The following is an 18,779-nucleotide window of genomic DNA, read 5'->3' on the forward strand; positions in this document are numbered from 1 at the left end:
CTGACGGCCCGGCAGGTTCAGGATCTGCGCGCGCTAGCGGAGTGCTCTCCGATATCCTTCACGACCTGGGGAGGCGAGGCGCTGACGAGGCTCCCCAGAGGCCTGACTACGACCCGACTTTGGCGGCTCGCCGATAAAGGCGTGGCTGGCGTCAAACGCCTTAATCACCTGCGCGAACGGTGGGCTGTGACTGAAGCCGGCCGCCAGTACCTCGCCAGCCTGGAGAACAGCGATGGCTAATCCAGAAGAACTGCTCCGTCTCGCTGAGAAGGTCGAAGGGGCGAAGGGGGCGGATCGCGATCTCGACGCGGAGGTGATGTTCGACGTGTTCGCGAGGCCCGTAGGGAAAGCACCGGATGGCGGCCCAACGGGCTACGTCTCCATCGGGTCAGGAAGTGCTTCGTGGGCCTTCGGGATGCGTTTCCCCGGCAAGGACCGCGCGTGGGTTAAAGCCGCCCGAAAAGAGGCCGGCGGCGAAACGCTCGTGATCGACCGCGATGGCGCCATCGTGTTGATGAACTCCCTCCGAATCCCACCCCTGACCTCCAGTCTCGACGCCGTGACCGCCCACATACGGGAGAAGCTGCCGGTCCGAGGCGAATACCTGCTGCTCGGGGCGATCGAGGGTCGAGACCGTCGCGCGCCGGAGCAGAATATTTGGGACGCCCTGCCGAGGTTTCTCCTCTCGGCTTTCCTCCGCTCACTCGCGACCCAGGAGAAGAAGCATGGCGGCTAAGACGACAACATGGCTCATCCGAGTTTCGGGCTACGGCACCTTCGAATTCGAGGGGACGGAGCCAGAAGCTGAGGAGATGCGCGTCCACAAATGCAGGTGGGAAGGCGGCACCGGGATGAAGTGGCGCAAAGACCTTGCCCGGGAGGAGGATCGGATTCGATCGGAGATGGCGTCCCACTTCGATGCAGGCGAGGGCGCGCCATCGTCTCTGTTCGCCAGGCTCCGGCAGACCCTCGCGACCGCCCGCTCCAAACCGGAGGACCCCAGCCATGGGTGACGACTGGAGGCCGATCGAGACGGCGCCGAGGGATGGGACTGTCGTCGAGCTGATGCACGAGGACGTGGGCTCCTACCGGATGCGCTGGAACCCGATCGGCGACAACCCTCTCGTCTCGCTGGAGATCGGCCTGTGGAAAGCGCCGGACGAGTCCTTCACGTGGTGCGAGGATAGCGGTCACGGCCCCTCGCACTGGCGGCCCGCCCCGCCTGAGGACGAGTAGCATGGGGGCGCGGGAACGCATCGGAGCGCGCGAAGTCGCCGAAATCCTGGGCGAAGCGCTGCGGCGCGTGCAGGCTCCAATCGGCCATCGCCCGAACAAGCCATTTCGAGTTGAAAGGATCCGCGACAAGGAGCTTGCTTCGGTCGTCGGTATCCCGTTGGGCGAACTTCGCCGGCTCAGCGAGAATGGCGACGTGCCAACGGCGGCCAAGCTCTCTGACTGCTACTCGTACAATGTTCTGGCGATCCGCAAGTGGATCAGGAAGGGCGGCCCAGATCGGCACCGGCCAAAGCAGCCTGTGCGCCACGGCAAGGTCTATGTCGTGGCCTCCGGCGAGCATATCAAAATCGGGTTCGCTTCTGATCCAGGGCGGCGCCTCGCATCCCTCCAGACTGCTTCTCCCTTCAAGCTGGTGACGGTGGCCATCTTCGCGGGCAGCACGCTCGACGAGCGTGCGTTGCATCGCCGGTTCGCCGGGCAGCAGGCAGTGGGGGAATGGTTCCGGCGCGAAGGCGAGTTGGCCGCGTGGATCGAGGAGGGTTGCCCGTTATGACGAAGCTCCTCACCCCCCAGGAGGTGGCCGATTCCCTAGGGATCACACCTCGGACGCTGCGCGAGCACGTCCGCGACGGACGTCTCCCCTACATTCCCACCGGGCGCGGCTTGCAGCGCGAGCGCCGGATGTTTCACCCTGACGACGTGGCCAACTTCTTGGCTGAGCAGAGGAAGGCCGGATGTCGACCTACCGGAAAACTGGACGCCGCTTCTTCCTCTACGACTTCGATATCGGCGGTCATCGATTTTACGGCTCGACGAAGTGCACGTCTAAGCGGGATGCCGACGCCTTCGAGCGCGCCAGGAAGTCGGAAGCGCGGAAGCAACTTGAAGAGGCTGCCGCTCTCGGGAGGCAGCCCATGACGTTCGGGGTCGCCTCGACGCGCTACTGGGAGGAGGTTGGGCAATTCGCCTCGACATCCGGTGGCATCGAGTGGTCGCTCGCATGGTTGCAGCGCGAGGTAGGGAAAGGGACGCGGCTTCCCGCCATCACGGGAGCCACGGTCGCCAAGCTCGTCCAGAAGCGGCGTCGTGATGCCGTCCAGCGCGGCGAGATCAGCGTGCCAGTCTCGAACGCGACCGTGAACCGCACCGTGACCGAAGTGCTGAGGCGCATCCTGAAACGCGCTGCCGAGGTTTGGCGCGAGCCGGTCGCGCCGATCCGATGGCGAGACCACCTCCTCAAGGAACCCGAGGAGAGGGTCCGAGAACTGCGCGACGACGAGGAGACGAAGCTCTTCAAGAGCCTGCGGCCGGACTACCACGCGATCGTGCGGTTCGCGCTCCTCTCTGGCTGCCGGCTGAATGAGTGCGTGAGCCTGCGCTGGCAAGACGTGGACTGGGGCGGCCGTCAGATCTGGATCAAGGGGAAGGGCGACAAGCTGGCCCCGATCCCCATGCCCCCGAGCATCCGAGAGTTGCTGTGGCCCCTTCAGGGGCAGCATCCGGAATTCGTGTTCACCTACGTCGCCAAGCGCGCGAGCGAGGTCCGGCGCGTCGGGGGGCGATATCCGATCACATACGAAGGGCTGAAGACGGCCTTCCGGCGGTTCGCGAAGACCGCCCTTCCCGGTTATCGGTTCCACGACAACCGGCACACCGCCGCGACGCGTGTGATGCGCGCCTCGGGTAACATCAAGATCGCCCAGACGCTCCTTCGGCACACCAGCATCACGACCACGACGAAGTACGCGCACGTCGTCCATGACGAGGTTCTGGATGCGATGGAGCGAGCCGCCAAAACGAGATCGGCGACACAATCTCCCGACATTTCTCCCGACATTGAGGATTCAGACAGGAAGAAAGCCAAATGAAATCAGTACGATCCGAAGGTCAGGGACATCTTGTCCCAAAGCAGATGCGCTACCAGACTGCGCTACGCCCCGACAGATCGAAGGGCCTTGTAGGGCAATGGCTCCACCGCGGGAAGTCCCCGCGTCGCCGAAGACGCGGGGAGGAGTCAATGTGGTTCCTGGTCATTCCCGGCCGCGCTCATATCGGGTTAACGGAGGTGGCTTGCGCGCGCCGCGATTCGCGAGGGACCCGGCCTGCCGGCGGACCCGTCCGCATCGCGAAGCGGAGCGCCTTGCGGAGAATGACGGATGAGCCTCTGGGACTGGTTCGCGATCGCCTTTTGCGGAGCCACCATCCTCAGCGTCGCCTGGATGGCGATCCGGTGACGGCTCGCCTCAGGCCGCCTCGCCGGCGGGCGGCGTCGCCGGCCTGATCGCTCCGGGCTCGGCCGGTGCCTGCACGTCCAGGACCTCGAGCACGTGCGCGCCGCCGGTGCGGTCCCGCCAATCGATCGATTGCCCCTCGGACAGGCCGATCAGCGCCGCCCCGATGGGGGTCATGACCGAGATGCGCGAGCGCTCGATATCGGCATCGGGCGGATAGACCAGCGTGACGGTGCGGGCCGGTCCGTTGTCGGGCCTGAACGACAGGGTCGAGCCGACGCGGACGATCTTCGGGCCGAGGGAGCCGTCCTTGACGATCCGGGCGCGCTCGAGCTCGAACAGGAGTTCGTCCGCGAGCGCGGAGCTCTGATCCGGCAGGCCGTTGGCCAGCGCCGTCAGGCGGGCGTGATCCGATCGCGTCAAGGTGATCTTGGGGCGGCGGGGACGGGTGGGCGACGTCATGGGTGGGATCTCGATATCCGAGCGCCGCCAAGCGACGACGCTCGGCGGCAGAAGATGGACAGGGAATGAGCGAGGGGGCCGGCTCACGCCGGTGCGGCCGCCATAGGCGGCCCGCCCGACGTTCGGCGCCGGGGGCCGATCGTCGGGCTCAGCGTCCCGCGATGGGACAGACCCGGAAATGTCCGCGATGCGTCGACATGATGCTCTGTTTGTGGTGGTGGCCGCCCTGCAAGTCAATGATCCGGACCGGGAGCACCGGCTGCGGATCCCGGCTCGGCCACGTCGGCCGCACGGCCCCGCCCTGTCTCAATCTCCTCGGACATCCGGGGCGTCGGCCTCGCCCGGAGCGGCTTTTGCGCGGCCGCAGAACCGTCGTAGGGTAGCGGGATGCACGACATCCTGATGACGCGGAGGCATGGGAGCGCGGCGCTCTCGGTCGAGATTGCCGACATCACGACGCTGGCGCTCGACGCCATCGTCAACGCGGCAAATTCGAGCCTTCTCGGCGGCGGCGGCGTCGATGGCGCCATCCATCGCGCGGCCGGGCCGGAACTCCTCGAGGCGTGCCGATCCCTCGGCGGGTGCGAGACGGGCGATGCCAAGCCGACGCCCGGTTTCCGTCTCCCGTCCGCCTGGGTCGTCCACACGGTGGGGCCGGTCTGGCAGGGCGGGACGGCCGGCGAGGCGGAGCTTCTCGCCTCGTGCTACCGTCGCTCCCTCCTCGTCGCGGCCGGTCTCGGAGCCCGATCCGTCGCTTTTCCCGCCATCTCGACGGGTGTCTACGGCTTTCCTCCCGAACGTGCGGCGCCCATCGCGATCCGCACCGTCCTCGAGACCCTGCCGGAGGCCGGGATGGAGCGCGTCGTCTTCTGCTGTTTCTCGAAGGACAGCGCCGGGCACCTCGTCTGGGCCCTCGAAGAACGATCGGGAATGATCTGACCGGCTCCGTCGCTTGCGGCACGCCTTCGCCCTCCTTACAGAGCCGGTCGACCTCTTACGAACGCCCAAGGGACATCATGACACGGCCCTCCAAGCGCCGACCGGACGAGCTGCGCCCGGTCACGCTCGAACGCAACGTCGCTCGCTATGCCGAGGGGTCGTGCCTCGTCTCCTTCGGCAACACGAAGGTGCTGTGCACGGCGTCGCTGGAAGAGCGGGGGCCGCCCTGGCTGCGCGGCTCCGGACGGGGCTGGGTCACGGCGGAATACTCCATGCTGCCGCGTGCGACCCATGAACGGACGCGCCGCGAAGTGACCTCGGGCAAGCCGTCCGGCCGCACCCAGGAGATCCAGCGTCTCATCGGCCGCTCGCTCCGCGCCGTCACCAACCTGCCGGCTCTCGGCGAGCGCCAGGTCACGATCGATTGCGATGTGATCCAGGCCGATGGCGGCACCCGCACCGCCTCGATCACCGGCGCCTGGATCGCGCTGCGCGATTGTTTCGCCTGGATGCAGGCGCGTTCGATCATCTCCGTCGATCCGCTGCGCGACCACGTCGCGGCGGTCTCCTGCGGCATCCACCAGGGCTCGCCCGTGCTCGATCTCGATTATGCCGAGGATTCGGCGGCCGAGACCGACGCCAATTTCGTGATGACCGGATCGGGCGGGATCGTCGAGGTGCAGGGAACGGCCGAGGGCAAGCCCTTCTCGCAGGAGGAACTGCTGGCCATGCTGGCCCTCGCCAAGGGCGGCATCGCCGATCTCGTCGCGCTGCAGAAGGCGGCGATCGCGCCGTGAGCGGGCATCGCCGCCTCTCGGGCCGCATCGTCGTCGCGACCCATAATCCGGGCAAGCTCGTCGAGATGCGCGAGCTTCTCGCGCCGTTCGGGATCGAGGCCGTCTCGGCCGGCGAACTCGGTCTCGCCGAGCCCGACGAGACCGGCACGACCTATGCCGAGAACGCCGCGATCAAGGCGCATGCGGCGGCCCGCGCCTCGGGCCTGCCCGCGCTCGCCGACGATTCCGGCATCGCGGTCGAGGCGCTCGACGGCGCGCCGGGCCTGTTCTCCGCCCGCTGGGCCGGCAAGCCGGCGGATTTTGCCGCCGCCATGGCCCGCATCGACCGGGAACTCGCGCGGCGCGGAGTTACCGAGCCGGAGCGGCGGCGCGCGCATTTCGTGTCGGCGCTCGTCCTCGCCTGGCCCGACGGTCACGAGGAGTTGTTCGAGGGGCGGGTCCATGGGCGGCTCGTCGCCCCGCGCGGAGAACGCGGCTTCGGCTACGATCCGATGTTCCAGCCCGATGGATATGCGCTCACCTTCGGGGAGATGTCCTCCGAGGAGAAGCACGGGATCGACTGGTCGGCCGCACTCCCGGCGCCGCTCTCGCACCGGGCCCGAGCCTTCCTCGACCTCGCACGCAGCTGCCTGCCCGAGCGACGTTAAAGCATGCTGCGGGACCGGTTTTCCGGTCACAGCATGTTTCCACGATAACTCGGAAGGGCGGATCGCGCGGGCCGAGGGGAGGGCGACGCGTCGCCCGTCAGGCGGCGACCCAGCGCCAGTCGGGCATCTGGTCGTCGCCGCAGACCCGGTTCCGACCTGCGCGCTTGGCGGCATAGAGGCGGCGATCCGCCGTGGCGACCAGCGACTCCCACGCCGCGGCCGAGCCCGGTGCCAGCGTGGCGACGCCGAAGCTGGCGGTGACGGCGAGCGTCGGCGCCTCGTCGAGCTGCATCTCCGCGATGCGCTCTCTGAAATGCTCCGCGACGGCCGCCGCCTCGGCTGCCGTGGTGTTCGGAAGCAGAAGGGCGAATTCCTCTCCGCCGTAGCGGCCCAGAGCCATCCCGGGGCCTATCAGCTGGACGAGTTCCCTTGCGATCCGCCTCAGAACGATGTCGCCCGTGCCGTGGCCGTGGGTGTGGTTGATCCGCTTGAAATGGTCGATGTCGAAGAGGACGAGTCCGAAGGACTCGCCGGCATCCTCGGCCAGCTTCGTCATGCGCTCGGCCTCGGCCTCGATCGCTCGACGATTGAGGATCCCCGTCAGCGCGTCGGTCTGGGCAAGCTCCCGGAGCTCATCGGCCATCGCTCGCTGCGCGTCGTCGAGCTCCCTGCGGAGACGCTGGTCGCCGCGCAGCGTGTTCAGCTCGGCCAGCATCTCGCCGACCTCCTTCCCGACCCGACCCTCGAGTTTCGGCTCGGACAGATCGCCGCTCGCCAGCGCGATGACCTGCCGCCTCACCGTCGTGAGCGGATAAAAGAGCGCGTGGCGGAGGATGAAGGTGATCCCGAGCACGATCAGGCAGACAAGCGCCGTCAGGACGCCGGACGCAACGAGCTTCGTCAGCGCGCGGCTGTGGATCTGTTCCAGCTTCCAGCGCGAGGCGGCCGCGACCTCCTCGCGCAGATCGTCGGCCAGGCGCAGGTTCGGGACGTAGAGTCCCGTGAACGTCTTGACGCTCATGCGTTCGTCGGCCCGGGCGCCTCTCGCCGCGGCGGCGGCCAGCGGCATCGATTCCTGGAAGAAGCGCGCATCGAGGGCTGCCATCGCCCGCACGACGCCCGAGTGCTCGGCTCGCATGGGCAGCGTCAACGTCTCCACGGCCCGGCGCAACGTCAGCAGCCGCCCGGCCGTCTCGAACATCCGTTCGAACGCGACGTCGATATCGGTCGAGTTCGGCACGAGTTGCATGACGACGTAGGAACCGTAGCGGCCGGCATGTTCGCGCAGGCTGCTCGCGGCGATCCCGAGGAAGACCTCCGTGCCGATCTCGGGCGTCGCCTGCACCGGGAGCAGGCCGGCATGCATGCGGGCCTGCTCGGCGATATCCGCCGCGACGAACATCGCGAGGATCGCGCGTGTCAGCGCGCCTGGCGAGCGGAGGTCGGGACGGGTCGCCGCCACCTTGTCGACCGCCGCGCGGCCCTCGGCGAGGCGCGCGCGGAGCTCCTTCAACTCCTTCGTGACGCCTTGCAGGCCCGGCAGGTCTCCCTGCAAGGCGTCGGCGGCGGCATCGATCGCCGAATCCGTCGTCGCTCGCGCCTTGCGGAGCCAGTCCTGCGCGGCGGGATCGTCCGGCGCGACCGTCATGGCGAGATTGGCGGGACCGCGTTCGGCCGATACCGCCGAGACCGCGACCAGAACCTTCCGGAAGCGATCGAAATTCGCGATGCCGGCCTTCACGCGCCGATCATCGTTCCAGGCGTCGAGGAACGACATGCCGCCGAGAACGATGCAGCATAGGGCGATCGTGAGGCCGCCAAGCGACTGAAGCTGCTGCAACCGAAGCTGGAACACCGGTGCTCCAAAAGGCGAGTCCGACTGCATGTCATCGCGCAGGAACATCTACAGCCGATGAATCGAAAGAGGCGGGATCGCTCGATTCCTCCCGCCCACGGGGCACGGACCCGCGCCGAGACCGTATCCGGCTGCAGCTTGACAGTGCCGGTGTCGGGAGGCTGAAGGGCCGGAATGGACGCGGCTTGGCGAGGCCTGGAAGGACGAATGGATCAGACGAATGCGGCTCCGTCCCGGAGCTACCTGCTTGCGGTCGAGGACACCGACTTCCTGCTCCGCGACGAGATGCGGTCGATCCGCTTCGCCCTCGAATACGCGAAGGCCGAGCTGTCGCTGAGGGATTGGGGCATCCGGTCGACGATCATCGTGTTCGGCAGCGCTCGCACGCCATCCCCCGATCAGGCCGCGGCGGCTCTCGCGGCGGCACAGAGTCCCGACGAGAAGAAGCTCGCGGAGCGCCAGGAGGCGCAATCGCGCTATTATGCGATCGCGCGGGACTTCGCGCGGATCGCCTCGGAAAGAGGCGGCGCCTTTTCGCCCCGGAATCGCTGGCGGGACAACGTCATCGCCACCGGCGGCGGGCCGGGGATCATGGAGGCTGCCAATCGTGGCGCATCTGATATCCGTGCGCCGAGCATCGGCTACAACATCTCCCTGCCGCACGAACAAGGGCCGAACCCCTACATCACGCCGGAGCTGACGTTCCGCTTCCATTATTTCGCGATGCGCAAGATGCATCTGGCGATGCGTGCCAATGCTCTCGCGGTCTTCCCCGGCGGGTTCGGAACGCTCGATGAGCTCTTCGAGGTGCTGACCTTGCAGCAGACGCGGAAAGCGCCGCCGGCGCCGATCGTCCTGTTCGGCAGTTCCTATTGGAAGCGGGTCATCGATTTCGATGCGCTTGTCGACGAAGGCATGATCGCTCCCGACGATCTTGCCTTGTTCGAGTTCGCCGACACGGCCGAGGAAGGCTGGGCGTCTCTCGTCCGTCGGGGTCTGCTCACCGATCCGGGGCATCACACGACCTGACGATCGTCCGCCGCGCGAACGGCACAGGGGAACGGTCTCGCGCGGGTCGAGGCGCGTGCGCCATCGCACAGCCGGTGTGCGTTTCAATGGAACCGATCGAAGCCGGCGAGCATATCGCCGACTGCGTCCGCCTCGGTGTCGCTTCAGTGCGCGGACGACATTCGCCTGAAACGTTTGGGGCGTTTGATGCCTGCAAGCGATGGAGGACAGGATGCTGACGATCGTCCGCCGTCTCTTCGGGATCGATCCCGAGGAGCGCTCGCGGCAGGAAGAGCGGGATAGGAACGAGCGCCGGGCCCATGCGGCGCGGCTCATTCGTGAGGTCACCGCGTCGCGGCTGGACCCGCCCCTTCGCCTCGCGCCCGTCCGCGTCAGGCGCTGAGCGGGTCTCCCGTCGGAGGAGTTCTCGAGGGCGCACGCGCAACGAGGCGCCGCGTCGCTTCGCATTCGCCTCGATAGTGCGCCCGCAGGCCTGACGTTCGCTCTCGCTAGGAGCGCCCCACCAAATCGACGACGCCGCTCTCGTTCTCCTGCAGCGCCTTGCGCTGGATCTTCTGCGTCTCGGTGCGGGGGATGAGGGACACGAGCTGCACGTAGCGCGGCAGCATGTAGGCGGGAACGCGCCCGTCGAGGAAGTCGCGGACCGCTTGCGGGGCAAGCTCTCCCTCCGCCACCACCACCGCCTTGATCTCCTGGCCCCAGATCGGATCCGGCACCGCGACCACGGCCGCGTCGCGGATGCCCGGGTGGTCGAGCAGCACCGTTTCGATCTCGAAGGGCGAGATGTTCTCCCCGCCCCGGCGGATGATCTCCTTCGTCCGGCCGAGGAAGTAGAGATAGCCGTCCTCGTCGAACTGGCCGGCATCGCCCGTGTGAAACCAGAAGTTCCGCGAGGCCTCCCAGCTTGCCTGCGCATTGTCCCAATAGCCGAGGAGGATCGTGTCCGGCTCCTTCGGCCGCACGACGATCTCGCCGGGCGTGCCGGGCGGCACCGGACGGTCCTGCGCGTCGAAGACCGCGACCTCGACATCGGGCCGCGCCTTGCCGACCGAGCCGAAGCGATAGGCCTCGCGCCGGTTACCCGTCACCCAGCCGCCGACCTCGGTCATGCCGTAGAGTTCGTGCGGGGTGATGCCGAAGCGCTCCTGCACCGGTCCCCAGACCTCCTTCGGACAGCCGCCGCCGATGCAGCGCGTGATCGGATGGTCGCGCACCTCGTCCCGGATGCGGCTCGTCAGCATGGCGAGGACGGTGCCGACATAGGTGAACACCGTCGCGCCGAAGCGGCGGGCATCGTCGAAGAAGGCGGAGACCGAGAGTTTCGGACGGATGACGAGCGCGCAGCCGGTCTCGAGCGCCGTCATGACCGCGTACATCTGCGGATTGGTGTGGAAGAGCGGCAGGAACACCATGATCCGGTCCGCCTCGACGATGTCGAGCAGGGTCGCCGTCTCGCGGCCGCAGGCGAGGAAGGCCTCGTGGCAGTTCAGCACGCCTTTCGGCGGCCCCGTCGTGCCGGAGGTGTAGATGATGCTGACGGGCTCCGAGCCGTCCGCATCCAGCACCGGATCGGGCTCGTGGCGCCGGGCCTCGGCATAGAGGTCATCCTCGCCATCGAAGACGATCAGGGTGAGCCCGGCGAGGACCGGCTCGAGATCGGCGCGGAGCTTCTCGTACAGCGCTCGCTCGACGATCAGCGCGCTCGCCTTCGACTGGCGGATTCCGTAGCGCAGCCCCTCGCCGACGAGGCCGCTGTTCAGCGAGACCACCACCGCGCCGGAATTCACGAGGCCGAGCCAGGCGACGAGATAGGCCGGCCGGTTGGTGCAGAGGAGGGCGGCGTGCGAGCCGGCGGCGATCCCGAGCGCTCGGAACCGGGCCGATGAGCGGAGCGAGAGGTCGGCCCAGTCCTGCCAGGACAGGTCGCCCTCGTCGGCGAAGACGGCCGTCGCCGCGCCGCGCCGCGCCGCCTGCGCGGCGAGGCTGCTCGCGATGTTCGACATCTCAGCTGGTCTTCCGGCGCGGATCGAGCCCGGCGATGGGCAGGAGCATCTTGGCGATGGTGTTCTTGAGGACCTCGTTCGAGCCGCCGGCGACCTCGTAGGCCTTGGCGTCGCGCAGGTAGCGGCCGAAGGGGGCGTTCTCCATGATGCCGTAGGCGCCGCAGATCTGGGCGGCCTGAGTGGCGACGGCGGTCGCGACCGTGGAGGCCTTGAGCTTCGCCTCGCTGCCGAAGCGCGGCACCTGCTCCTTCGTGTTCAGCGCCTCGGTCGCGCGGTAGATCAGCAGGCGCGCCGCGTCGATCTCCGTCAGCATCTCGGCGAAGTACCACTGGATGCCCTGGAACTCGAGGACGCGCTGGTCGAAGGCGACACGGTCGCGCGCGAAGCGGAGCGCCCCCTCGAAGGCCGCCCGCGCGATGCCGAGCGAGACGGCGCCGGCGAGCGTGCGCGAATGGTTCAGCACGGTCGCCGCCTGGCGCACGCCCTTCCCCTCCTCGCCGACCATGTGGTCGAAGGGGAGCCGAACCTCGTCGAAGACGACGTTCATATGCGGGCCGTTGCGCAGGCCGAAGGTCGCTGAATTCTGCCCCTCGTAGATGGAGACGCCCTTGGCGTCGCGCGGCACGGCGAAGACCGAGACGCCCTTGTCGGTCTCGGCGAGGATCACGAAGAACTCGGCCGCCGAGCCCGAGGTGATGAAGTGCTTCTCGCCCTTGACGATCCACTCGTCGCCCTCGCGGCGCGCCTTGGTGTCGAGCGAGCGGATGTCGCTGCCGTGGCGGGCCTCGGTCAGGGCGTAGGACGACAGCAGCCCGTCCGCGAAGGCCGGCAGGTAGCGCTGCTTCAGGCTGTCGAGGCCGAAGAGGCGCAGCATCGTCTGGCACTGGAAGATCGTGATCAGCGACACGCCGACCGCCGCGCTCGCGACGGAGACCTCCTCGCAGAGCGCCGCGGCATGCTCGTAGCCGAGCCCGCGTCCGCCGAATTCCTCGGGCAGGATGACGGTCGAATGGCCGTCCCGCGCGAGCGCCTTCATGATCTCGGTCGGGTAGACGTCCTCGCGGTCGATCCGGTCGGCCTCGGGCTCGATCCTCTCGCGCACATAGGTCCGGAGCGGCTCGACGAAGCCGGGCTCCACATAGGGCAGCCAGAGGGCGGTGCTGTCGATGGGGGCGCTCATCGGCTGTAATCCATCGTGCGCGGCAACCATGTGGCGATGCCCTGCCAGTAGCAGACGGCGTACATCATCAGGATCATCAGGACGCAGTAGGGCACGATGGCCCGGGAAAGCTTGTCGAAGGGGATGCTGCCGATCTTGGCGATGGCGAACAGGACGAGCCCGACCGGCGGGCTGATCTGCGCCACCTGGATCGCCAGCACGACGAAGATGCCGAAGGCCAGCGGATCGATCCCCGCCTGCATCGCGACCGGATAGAGGATCGGGATCGTGATCAGCATCATCGACAGTTCCTCGAGGAACGTGCCGAGCACGACGTAGAAGATCACCATCAGCGAGACGACGCCGAAGAAGCCGAGACCGGATTCGGCGATGGCGGCGGTCAGGCGATGGGGCACGCCGGTGATGGTGAAGAAGTACGACATGAGCGCCCCGAAGGCGATCAGCATGAAGATCATCACCGAGGAATGGGCCGCCGAGAGCCCCGCCCGCCAGATCTTGCGGAGGTCGAGGGTCCTCATCGCGAGCCCGACGGTGACGATGTAGACGACGGCGATCGCCGCGACCTCGGTCGCGGTCGCGATGCCGGTATAGAGACCCACGAAGATCAGGACGGGCAGCAGCAGGACCGGCAGCGCGTCGAGCGCGGCGCGGCCCACCTCGCCAACCGTGTAATGGCGCTGGTGGGGGTCCTTGGGGTTCGAGGCGATCGTGTAGAGCGCCATGATCGCGACCAGCATGATGCCGGGCACGACGCCCGCGACGAAGAGGGCACCGATCGACTGGTCCGTCAGCACGCCGTAGATCAGGAGGGCGATCGAGGGTGGGATGAGGATGCCGAGCGTGCCGCCGGCCGCGATCAGGCCGCCGGCCCGCGCGCTCGGATAGCCGTTCGCGGCCAGGGCCGGCACGGCGACGAGCCCGATCGTGGCCGCGGTCGCGATGCTCGAGCCGCAGACGGCGGAGAACAGCGCGCAGGCGAGGATGGTCGCGACGCCGAGGCCGCCCCTCAGGCGCGAGACGAGGGAGGCGGCGAAGTTGAAGAGCTTCGTCGACTGGCCGGTCTCCTGAAGCAGGGTCCCGGCGAGGATGTAGAGCGGGATCGCGAGGAGGACGAAGCTGTCGAGCGAGCCGTAGATGGTCACGGCCATCTTGTTGGGAAGCCCGACGCCGCCCTCGACCAGATAGATGCCGAGCGCCGCGCACAGGCCCATGGCGCTGTAGACGGGGACGCCGATGGCGAGGGCGAGCAGGAAGAGGCCGATGACCCCGAGCGCGATGAATTCCACGGGGCTGCCTCAGATGACGTCGATGCCCTCGGCCTCGTCGGCCACCACGCTTCCCTCCCGCGCGACGCGGATCAGGTCGCGGAGGGTCGCGAGCGAGAGCAGGATGCCGCCGACGAACATGCAGGCCTGCATGATCCAGAGCGGGACCTGCAGGATGGTCGAGGTGCGAAGGTCGAGCATCCAGGAGAAGGACAGGAGCGTGTAGGCGCCCCAGGTGAAGATGAGGGCGAAGACGAGGGCGAGAAGCAGCGAGATCACGTCCAGGACCGCGCGGCCCCTCGGCGGGAACATGTCCCGGACGAAGGTGACACGGAAATGCCCGTCGACGGCCTGCGTCGCGCCCGCTCCGAGAAAGGCGATCGCGAGCATCAGGTAGACGCTGACCTCGCCGGCCCAGAGGGTGGGCTCGGCGAGGGTTCGCAGAGCCACGTCGTAGGTGACGAAGGCCGTCAGCAGCCAGATGCCGAGATTGGCGAACTGGCCGCCGAGCCAGCCGAGCGCGTCGACGGTCCGGACGACCAGGCCGGCCGCCCGGCCTAGCGTCGAGGACATGCTCACGCCCTCACTTCGGCGCCACGAGCGCCGCGATCGGCGGGCTGAGCTGCTTCAGGGCGGCCTTCAGGACGGGGTCGAACACCGTCTTGAACTGCGCGTATTCCGGCATCTGCTCGGTGAGGAAGGTCACCGTCATGCCGCGGTCGCGGTAGTTCTTGGTCAGGTGCTCGATCTCTTCGAGGATCGCCTTGCGGTTATGGCGCGAGGCCTGGTCGACCGCCTTCACGAAGACCTTGCGATCCGCCTCGGGAAGGGAGTCGAACCACGTCTTGTTGGCGGCCCAGCCCATCATCGTGGTGCCGAAGAAGGAGGCCGGCACGAGGACGTACTTGCCGACCTCGTACATGCGCTGGCTCTCGACGCCCTGGAAGCCGAGGATGGCCGCGTCGACGGTGCCGTACTGCATCGCGGTGTAGACGTCCGCGAAGGGGATCTGGACGGGCGAGCCGCCGAGCGCCCGGACGGCCTCCGCCAAGCCTTCGGAGAAGACGCGGATCTTCTTGCCCTTGAAGTCGGCCGGCTTCAGCAGGGGGACTTTCGAGACGAGGGCGGGCGGCCCGAGATCGGCGAGGCCGAGGAGGACGGAGTTCTTCGCCTGGAACGCCTTCTGAAGCTGCTCCATCAGGCCGCCGGGCTTGTCGATGAGCGCATCGAGCTGGGCCATGCTGAGCCCCGTCGGGGCGTCCATGACCTTGCTGTCCCGCACGGTGCCGGACCAGCCGTTGACCGTGATCCAGCCGAACTTCACCTGCCCGGTCGGGATCGCGACCGGCATGTCCTTGTCCTGGCCGAGCTGGCCGCCGGGGAAATGCTGGAACTTGATGCCGTGCGGCTCGAGCTCCTTGAGGGCTCGCTCCATGGCCGGCGGGAATTCGCGCACTCCGACATGGGACTGGCCGCCCCAGGTCGCCAGCGGAATCGCCGTCTGCGCGGATGCGCTGCCCATGGCGAGGGCGAACAGCCCCGCCGCCAATCCCCATCGACCGATGACCGTCATGATTGTCCTCCCTCGTTGCCGCCCTTGCCGGGCGGGCTCCGCCGTGCGTCCCGGCGTCTTCAGGCGTTCTTGCTCTTGACCATCCGCGTGACCTTGTAGGTCAGCACGACATCGCCCTTCTGGTTCACGACTTCGTTGAAGGTGGTGACGATGCCGCGGCCCGGCTTCGAGGTCGGACGGGCTTCCGTCACCTCGCAACGGACGTGGATCGTATCGCCGGCGAAGCTCGGCGCGAGGATCTTGAGTTCCATGCCCAGGAAGGCGAGGCCGGTATGCTGCATCACCGACTGCATGAGGAGGCCCTCGGCGAAGGAATAGACCAGCGCACCCGGGGCGAGGCGGCCTTTGATCAGGGATTCCTTTTCCAGGTAGTCGAGGTTGGTGAACAGGACCTCGAGCATGCCCGTCACGCAGACGAAGTTGGTGATGTCGGCATCCGTGATCGTCCGCCCGACCGTGCGCAGGCGGCGCCCGGGCGTCCAGCCCTCGAACGGGATGCCCAGTCCGACGATCTCGTAGCCGTCCACCTTGTCCGTCGTCATGAACGTTTCGCTCCAAAATTCATTGGTGTGGCCCATGATCCATGACCATGGACGCGTCAAGAGGCGTGCCGGTCCTCGAGGGAGGCCAGCGTCTCGCGGAGGATGAGGCTTTCCTCGAGGGCATGGGTAAAGGGCAGGCCGTGCCGGGTGCCCGGCACGACTCGCAGCCGGCAGGCGGGAAGAAGGGCCTTCATCTCGGCCCCGTGAGCGACCGGGACGAAGGGGCTCGAATCCGGCAGCGTGATCGAGACCGGGATGCGAAGCTCGCGCAGAGCCTCGGTCAGGTCGGCTTGCGCGAGGACGCCGCCGAGCCCCATGGCGACATGGGGACGGGTTGTGGCCTGCTCGGCAGCGAACCAGGCCAGCGCATCGGGCTCGCCCGCCCCGGGCGCGAAGCGGTTCGCCATCATCCGCTCGCTCCAGCCTGCCGCGCCGCCATCGGCGAACTGGTCCCGCCAATAACCGAGCTCGCCGAGCCCCTTGCCCTTGTAGGACGCGTTCGACAGATGGACCGACGCGACCCGGTCCGGACGGGCGCAGGCCGCCGCGAGGACGATCGTCCCGCCCATCGATTCGCCGACGAGATGAACCGGCTCCGATCCCGCCAGATCGACCACCTCGAACAGGTCGTCGATCATCTCGTCCATAGAGAAGACGTGGTCCTCAGGCGGGACGACGGAGCGGCCGAAGCCGCGCATGTCGAAGCGCAGCACGGGGTGCCGCGCGGCGATCGCCGGCAGCCAATCGGCCCAGATCTCGTGGCTGGTCCCGATCCCGTGATGGAAGACGACCGGCCTGCCGGATCGGCTCCATGGCGGCCGCAGATCGTCGATCCGGACGTGTAGGCCGCGGGCGGTCCGAAGGATGCGTGCGCCCCCGTCCGTGCTGTCATCCGGCATTCCACTCCCCTTGATTTTGTTCATCAGGGTGGAGCGTGATACACGGTCGTGAACTAATCAAGTCCGCTGCGAAGGTCGCCGTTCTCCAGGCGGGCGATCTCGCTCAGAAGCAGCGCTGCCAGGGGCTCCAACTGGGCCGATGCCCGGTAGGCGGGCCCGGCGACGAGGAGGCAGAGGTGACGGTCGGGGAGGGCGAGGGGAATGGCGACGCCGACGAGATCGAGCGAGTAGCCGTTGTCGTTGACGAAATAGCCCCGCTCGTTGGAGCGCGCGATCTCGGCCTCGACCTCCTCGGCGCTCATGAGAGTGGCCGGCGCGTAGCGGACATAGTCCGTCTTCCGGAGGATCGCGCCGCGCTCGCGCGGGGACAGCAGGGAGAGCAGCGCACGGCCGGCGGAGGTCGCGTAGAGGGGGATTCGCTGGCCGATCTCGGCGATGTAGCGAATCGGATGGGGCGATTCCACGACGTCGACGAAGACGCCCGCCCCACCCGACAATCCCGCCAGGACCGCCGTCTCGCCCGAGGCCGCGGCGACGTTCGCGACCATGGTGTGGAGTTCGTCGGAGACCGGCCCGTGGGCCACGATCGTCTGGGCCAGAGAGAGCAGACGGTGGGTCGGATAATAGCCGCCGCGATGGCGGGGCTCGTAGACGTAGCCCCCGCGCGCCAAGGTCTCGATGAGATTGAAGGTCGAGGATCGCGGCCAGCCGAAGTGATCGGCGATCTCGGACAACCCCGCGGGCCGCTTCCGGCTCGCGAAGAATTCCAGGATCTGGAGTGCGTTCTGGACCTGCTTGACGATCATGGCCGCAGGCCGTGTAGCTGAACGCGTGAACGACGTGCAACGGCCCCAAGGTGGGTGACGGGGCCGCAGGGAGAGAAGCGAAGGGCGATGGAACGGAAAGCGACGGGACCGCTGGCAGGCGTCCGGATTCTCGATCTCACGACGGTCATGATGGGCCCCTCGGCGACGCAGTATCTCGCGGAGCTCGGGGCCGATGTGATCAAAGTCGAGGCTCCGGCGGGCGACCCGATCCGGGGCATCGCGCCCGGCCGCCATCCGGAGATGGGCGGGCTGTTCATGAACGCCAATACCGGCAAGCGTTCGATCGTGCTCGATCTCAAGCACGGGCCTGCGCGCGATGCGCTGCTGCGGCTTGCGGAGAGCGCGGACGTCCTCGTCTACAACATCCGCCCGCAGGCCATGGCGCGTCTCGGGCTGTCCTACGAGGATGTCGCCGCCCATCGGCCCGACATCATCTATGCGGGTCTCTTCGGCTTCGGGCAGGACGGTCCCTATGCCGCCCAGCCAGCCTATGACGATCTGATCCAGGGGGCCTCGCTCATCCCCTGGCTGATGCACAAGGCGGGGGCCGCCATGCCGCGCTACATGCCCTCGGCCATCGCCGACCGGGTCGTCGGGCTCGCGGCCGTCAGCGCCATCAATGCGGCGCTCTATCACCGGGAGAAGACGGGCGAGGGCCAGCGCATCGACGTGCCGATGTTCGAGACCATGGTCGGCTTCGTCATCGCCGACCATCTCGGCGGCCTTACCTTCGATCCTCCGCTCGACCAGGGCGGCTATCCGCGCCTCCTCGCCCTGCAGCGCAAGCCCTACAAGACGAGCGACGGCTATGTCTGCGCGCTCGTCTACAACGACAAGCAATGGCGGGCCTTCTACGAGGCGGTGGGCGAGGGCGACGCCTTCGCGACCGATCCCCGCCTTGCCTCCATGAACACGCGCAACCAGCATATCGACGAGCTGTACGGGGAGGTCGCCGCCCGCTTCGCGACGCGCACGACGGCGGACTGGATGGAGCTGCTCAAGGCGGCCGACATTCCCGTCATGCCCTATCACGGGCTCGATACGATCTTCGACGATCCGCATCTGAAGGCGATCGGCTTCTTCGCCGAGGACGAGCATCCGACCGAGGGGCGGATCCGCCGCGTCAGGGCCGCCGGCACCTGGTCGAAGACCCAGCCGGGCCATGTCCGGCACGCGCCCCGCAAGGGCGCCGACACCGAATCGATCCTGCATGAAGCAGGGCTCGACAAGGCCGCCATCGCCGCCGCGACCAAGGCGGGATGAGCCGAAGCCATCAACGATCAACGAGGAAACG

Annotated in this window: 22 protein-coding genes; 12 read left to right on the plus strand and 10 right to left on the minus strand. The window is 67.7% G+C overall.

Going from position 1 to position 18,779, the window contains the following annotated elements:
* Positions 1-316 precede the first annotated feature (316 nt).
* From EV668_RS15850 to EV668_RS24855, 6 genes are all read left to right on the plus strand, one after another.
* The gene (locus tag EV668_RS15850) at positions 317-736 is read left to right on the plus strand and encodes a hypothetical protein (RefSeq protein WP_166652494.1); all 420 of its coding nucleotides are present in this window, start codon (positions 317-319) and stop codon (positions 734-736) included.
* The gene (locus EV668_RS15855; protein ID WP_133771672.1) at positions 726-1,013 is read left to right on the plus strand and encodes a hypothetical protein; all 288 of its coding nucleotides are present in this window, start codon (positions 726-728) and stop codon (positions 1,011-1,013) included. Before EV668_RS15850 ends, EV668_RS15855 begins: the two co-directional genes overlap by 11 nt.
* Complete coding sequence (locus EV668_RS15860) at positions 1,006-1,236, plus strand: hypothetical protein (RefSeq protein ID WP_133771674.1); 231 nt, start codon at positions 1,006-1,008, stop codon at positions 1,234-1,236. Before EV668_RS15855 ends, EV668_RS15860 begins: the two co-directional genes overlap by 8 nt.
* A 1-nt stretch (position 1,237) precedes the next feature.
* Entirely contained in the window at positions 1,238-1,789 is a 552-nt protein-coding gene (locus EV668_RS15865) for a GIY-YIG nuclease family protein (RefSeq protein WP_133771676.1), read from the plus strand.
* On the plus strand, positions 1,786-2,154 hold the full coding sequence (locus EV668_RS25765; protein ID WP_166652495.1) for a helix-turn-helix domain-containing protein: 369 nt from the start codon (positions 1,786-1,788) through the stop codon (positions 2,152-2,154). The genes EV668_RS15865 and EV668_RS25765 overlap by 4 nt, the downstream gene beginning before the upstream one ends.
* 218 nt (positions 2,155-2,372) lie before the next feature.
* Complete coding sequence (locus tag EV668_RS24855; protein ID WP_166652496.1) at positions 2,373-3,104, plus strand: tyrosine-type recombinase/integrase; 732 nt, start codon at positions 2,373-2,375, stop codon at positions 3,102-3,104.
* A gap of 375 nt (positions 3,105-3,479) precedes the next feature.
* Here EV668_RS24855 and rnk read toward each other — a convergent pair whose 3' ends face one another.
* Positions 3,480-3,929, minus strand: coding sequence for a nucleoside diphosphate kinase regulator (gene rnk / locus EV668_RS15880; RefSeq protein WP_133771683.1), 450 nt, complete (start codon positions 3,927-3,929; stop codon positions 3,480-3,482).
* A gap of 402 nt (positions 3,930-4,331) precedes the next feature.
* Between rnk and EV668_RS15885 the strand changes: the two genes are divergently transcribed.
* The 3 genes from EV668_RS15885 (at position 4,332) to EV668_RS15895 (ending at position 6,312) form a co-directional block, all read left to right on the plus strand.
* The gene (locus tag EV668_RS15885; protein ID WP_133771685.1) at positions 4,332-4,868 is read left to right on the plus strand and encodes an O-acetyl-ADP-ribose deacetylase; all 537 of its coding nucleotides are present in this window, start codon (positions 4,332-4,334) and stop codon (positions 4,866-4,868) included.
* Between the two features lie 77 nt (positions 4,869-4,945).
* Complete coding sequence (gene rph / locus EV668_RS15890) at positions 4,946-5,665, plus strand: ribonuclease PH (protein WP_133771687.1); 720 nt, start codon at positions 4,946-4,948, stop codon at positions 5,663-5,665.
* Positions 5,662-6,312, plus strand: a complete 651-nt coding sequence (locus tag EV668_RS15895; protein ID WP_133771689.1) for a non-canonical purine NTP pyrophosphatase — start codon at positions 5,662-5,664, stop codon at positions 6,310-6,312. The genes rph and EV668_RS15895 overlap by 4 nt, the downstream gene beginning before the upstream one ends.
* A 97-nt stretch (positions 6,313-6,409) precedes the next feature.
* Here the strand turns inward: EV668_RS15895 and EV668_RS15900 are convergent, their stop codons facing one another.
* Entirely contained in the window at positions 6,410-8,167 is a 1,758-nt protein-coding gene (locus EV668_RS15900) for a GGDEF domain-containing protein (protein WP_166652497.1), read from the minus strand.
* 207 nt (positions 8,168-8,374) lie between these two features.
* Here EV668_RS15900 and EV668_RS15905 point away from each other — a divergent pair, with 207 nt between their 5' ends.
* Together EV668_RS15905 and EV668_RS24860 are read left to right on the plus strand one after the other, a co-directional pair.
* Positions 8,375-9,196 carry an LOG family protein gene (locus EV668_RS15905; RefSeq protein ID WP_133771693.1) on the plus strand — a complete coding sequence of 274 codons (822 nt, stop codon included), beginning with the start codon at positions 8,375-8,377 and terminating at the stop codon, positions 9,194-9,196.
* 211 nt (positions 9,197-9,407) lie between these two features.
* Positions 9,408-9,578: a hypothetical protein gene (locus EV668_RS24860; RefSeq protein WP_166652498.1), complete on the plus strand. Its 171-nt coding sequence runs from the start codon at positions 9,408-9,410 to the stop codon at positions 9,576-9,578.
* A 106-nt stretch (positions 9,579-9,684) separates the two neighbouring features.
* On the opposite strand, the gene EV668_RS15910 is transcribed toward EV668_RS24860, so the two are convergent.
* From EV668_RS15910 to EV668_RS15945, 8 genes are read right to left on the minus strand one after another with little or no spacing between them, the layout of a single operon-like run.
* Positions 9,685-11,199: an AMP-binding protein gene (locus EV668_RS15910; protein WP_133771694.1), complete on the minus strand. Its 1,515-nt coding sequence runs from the start codon at positions 11,197-11,199 to the stop codon at positions 9,685-9,687.
* Between the two features lies 1 nt (position 11,200).
* Complete coding sequence (locus EV668_RS15915; protein ID WP_133771696.1) at positions 11,201-12,379, minus strand: acyl-CoA dehydrogenase family protein; 1,179 nt, start codon at positions 12,377-12,379, stop codon at positions 11,201-11,203.
* Positions 12,376-13,665 (minus strand): TRAP transporter large permease, encoded by a 1,290-nt coding sequence (locus EV668_RS15920; RefSeq protein ID WP_133771698.1) that lies wholly within the window; start codon positions 13,663-13,665, stop codon positions 12,376-12,378. The genes EV668_RS15915 and EV668_RS15920 overlap by 4 nt, the downstream gene beginning before the upstream one ends.
* 9 nt (positions 13,666-13,674) lie before the next feature.
* Entirely contained in the window at positions 13,675-14,217 is a 543-nt protein-coding gene (locus EV668_RS15925; protein WP_133771700.1) for a TRAP transporter small permease subunit, read from the minus strand.
* A gap of 10 nt (positions 14,218-14,227) precedes the next feature.
* Entirely contained in the window at positions 14,228-15,217 is a 990-nt protein-coding gene (locus tag EV668_RS15930) for a TRAP transporter substrate-binding protein (protein ID WP_133771702.1), read from the minus strand.
* A 59-nt stretch (positions 15,218-15,276) separates the two neighbouring features.
* Positions 15,277-15,759 carry a MaoC family dehydratase gene (locus EV668_RS15935; protein ID WP_133771704.1) on the minus strand — a complete coding sequence of 161 codons (483 nt, stop codon included), beginning with the start codon at positions 15,757-15,759 and terminating at the stop codon, positions 15,277-15,279.
* A 56-nt stretch (positions 15,760-15,815) separates the two neighbouring features.
* Positions 15,816-16,658 (minus strand): alpha/beta fold hydrolase, encoded by an 843-nt coding sequence (locus tag EV668_RS15940; protein WP_166652499.1) that lies wholly within the window; start codon positions 16,656-16,658, stop codon positions 15,816-15,818.
* A gap of 53 nt (positions 16,659-16,711) precedes the next feature.
* The gene (locus EV668_RS15945; RefSeq protein WP_133771708.1) at positions 16,712-17,464 is read right to left on the minus strand and encodes an IclR family transcriptional regulator; all 753 of its coding nucleotides are present in this window, start codon (positions 17,462-17,464) and stop codon (positions 16,712-16,714) included.
* A gap of 87 nt (positions 17,465-17,551) precedes the next feature.
* Between EV668_RS15945 and EV668_RS15950 the strand changes: the two genes are divergently transcribed.
* Positions 17,552-18,748, plus strand: coding sequence for a CaiB/BaiF CoA transferase family protein (locus EV668_RS15950; protein WP_133771710.1), 1,197 nt, complete (start codon positions 17,552-17,554; stop codon positions 18,746-18,748).
* The last annotated feature ends 31 nt before the right edge of the window (positions 18,749-18,779 follow it).

Origin of the sequence: Enterovirga rhinocerotis, assembly GCF_004363955.1 — a bacterium.
Classification (GTDB): domain Bacteria; phylum Pseudomonadota; class Alphaproteobacteria; order Rhizobiales; family Beijerinckiaceae; genus Enterovirga; species Enterovirga rhinocerotis.

Coding starts and splice junctions, on each gene's coding strand:
- EV668_RS15850 (WP_166652494.1), top strand. CDS start 317: ATGTTCGACGTGTTCGCGAGGCCCGTAGGGAAAGCACCGGATGGCGGC.
- EV668_RS15855 (WP_133771672.1), top strand. CDS start 726: ATGGCGGCTAAGACGACAACATGGCTCATCCGAGTTTCGGGCTACGGC.
- EV668_RS15860 (WP_133771674.1), top strand. CDS start 1,006: ATGGGTGACGACTGGAGGCCGATCGAGACGGCGCCGAGGGATGGGACT.
- EV668_RS15865 (WP_133771676.1), top strand. CDS start 1,238: ATGGGGGCGCGGGAACGCATCGGAGCGCGCGAAGTCGCCGAAATCCTG.
- EV668_RS25765 (WP_166652495.1), top strand. CDS start 1,786: ATGACGAAGCTCCTCACCCCCCAGGAGGTGGCCGATTCCCTAGGGATC.
- rnk (WP_133771683.1), bottom strand. CDS start 3,929: ATGACGTCGCCCACCCGTCCCCGCCGCCCCAAGATCACCTTGACGCGA.
- EV668_RS15885 (WP_133771685.1), top strand. CDS start 4,332: ATGACGCGGAGGCATGGGAGCGCGGCGCTCTCGGTCGAGATTGCCGAC.
- rph (WP_133771687.1), top strand. CDS start 4,946: ATGACACGGCCCTCCAAGCGCCGACCGGACGAGCTGCGCCCGGTCACG.
- EV668_RS15905 (WP_133771693.1), top strand. CDS start 8,375: ATGGATCAGACGAATGCGGCTCCGTCCCGGAGCTACCTGCTTGCGGTC.
- EV668_RS24860 (WP_166652498.1), top strand. CDS start 9,408: ATGCTGACGATCGTCCGCCGTCTCTTCGGGATCGATCCCGAGGAGCGC.
- EV668_RS15910 (WP_133771694.1), bottom strand. CDS start 11,199: ATGTCGAACATCGCGAGCAGCCTCGCCGCGCAGGCGGCGCGGCGCGGC.
- EV668_RS15915 (WP_133771696.1), bottom strand. CDS start 12,379: ATGAGCGCCCCCATCGACAGCACCGCCCTCTGGCTGCCCTATGTGGAG.
- EV668_RS15925 (WP_133771700.1), bottom strand. CDS start 14,217: ATGTCCTCGACGCTAGGCCGGGCGGCCGGCCTGGTCGTCCGGACCGTC.
- EV668_RS15930 (WP_133771702.1), bottom strand. CDS start 15,217: ATGACGGTCATCGGTCGATGGGGATTGGCGGCGGGGCTGTTCGCCCTC.
- EV668_RS15935 (WP_133771704.1), bottom strand. CDS start 15,759: ATGACGACGGACAAGGTGGACGGCTACGAGATCGTCGGACTGGGCATC.
- EV668_RS15940 (WP_166652499.1), bottom strand. CDS start 16,658: ATGCCGGATGACAGCACGGACGGGGGCGCACGCATCCTTCGGACCGCC.
- EV668_RS15945 (WP_133771708.1), bottom strand. CDS start 17,464: ATGATCGTCAAGCAGGTCCAGAACGCACTCCAGATCCTGGAATTCTTC.
- EV668_RS15950 (WP_133771710.1), top strand. CDS start 17,552: ATGGAACGGAAAGCGACGGGACCGCTGGCAGGCGTCCGGATTCTCGAT.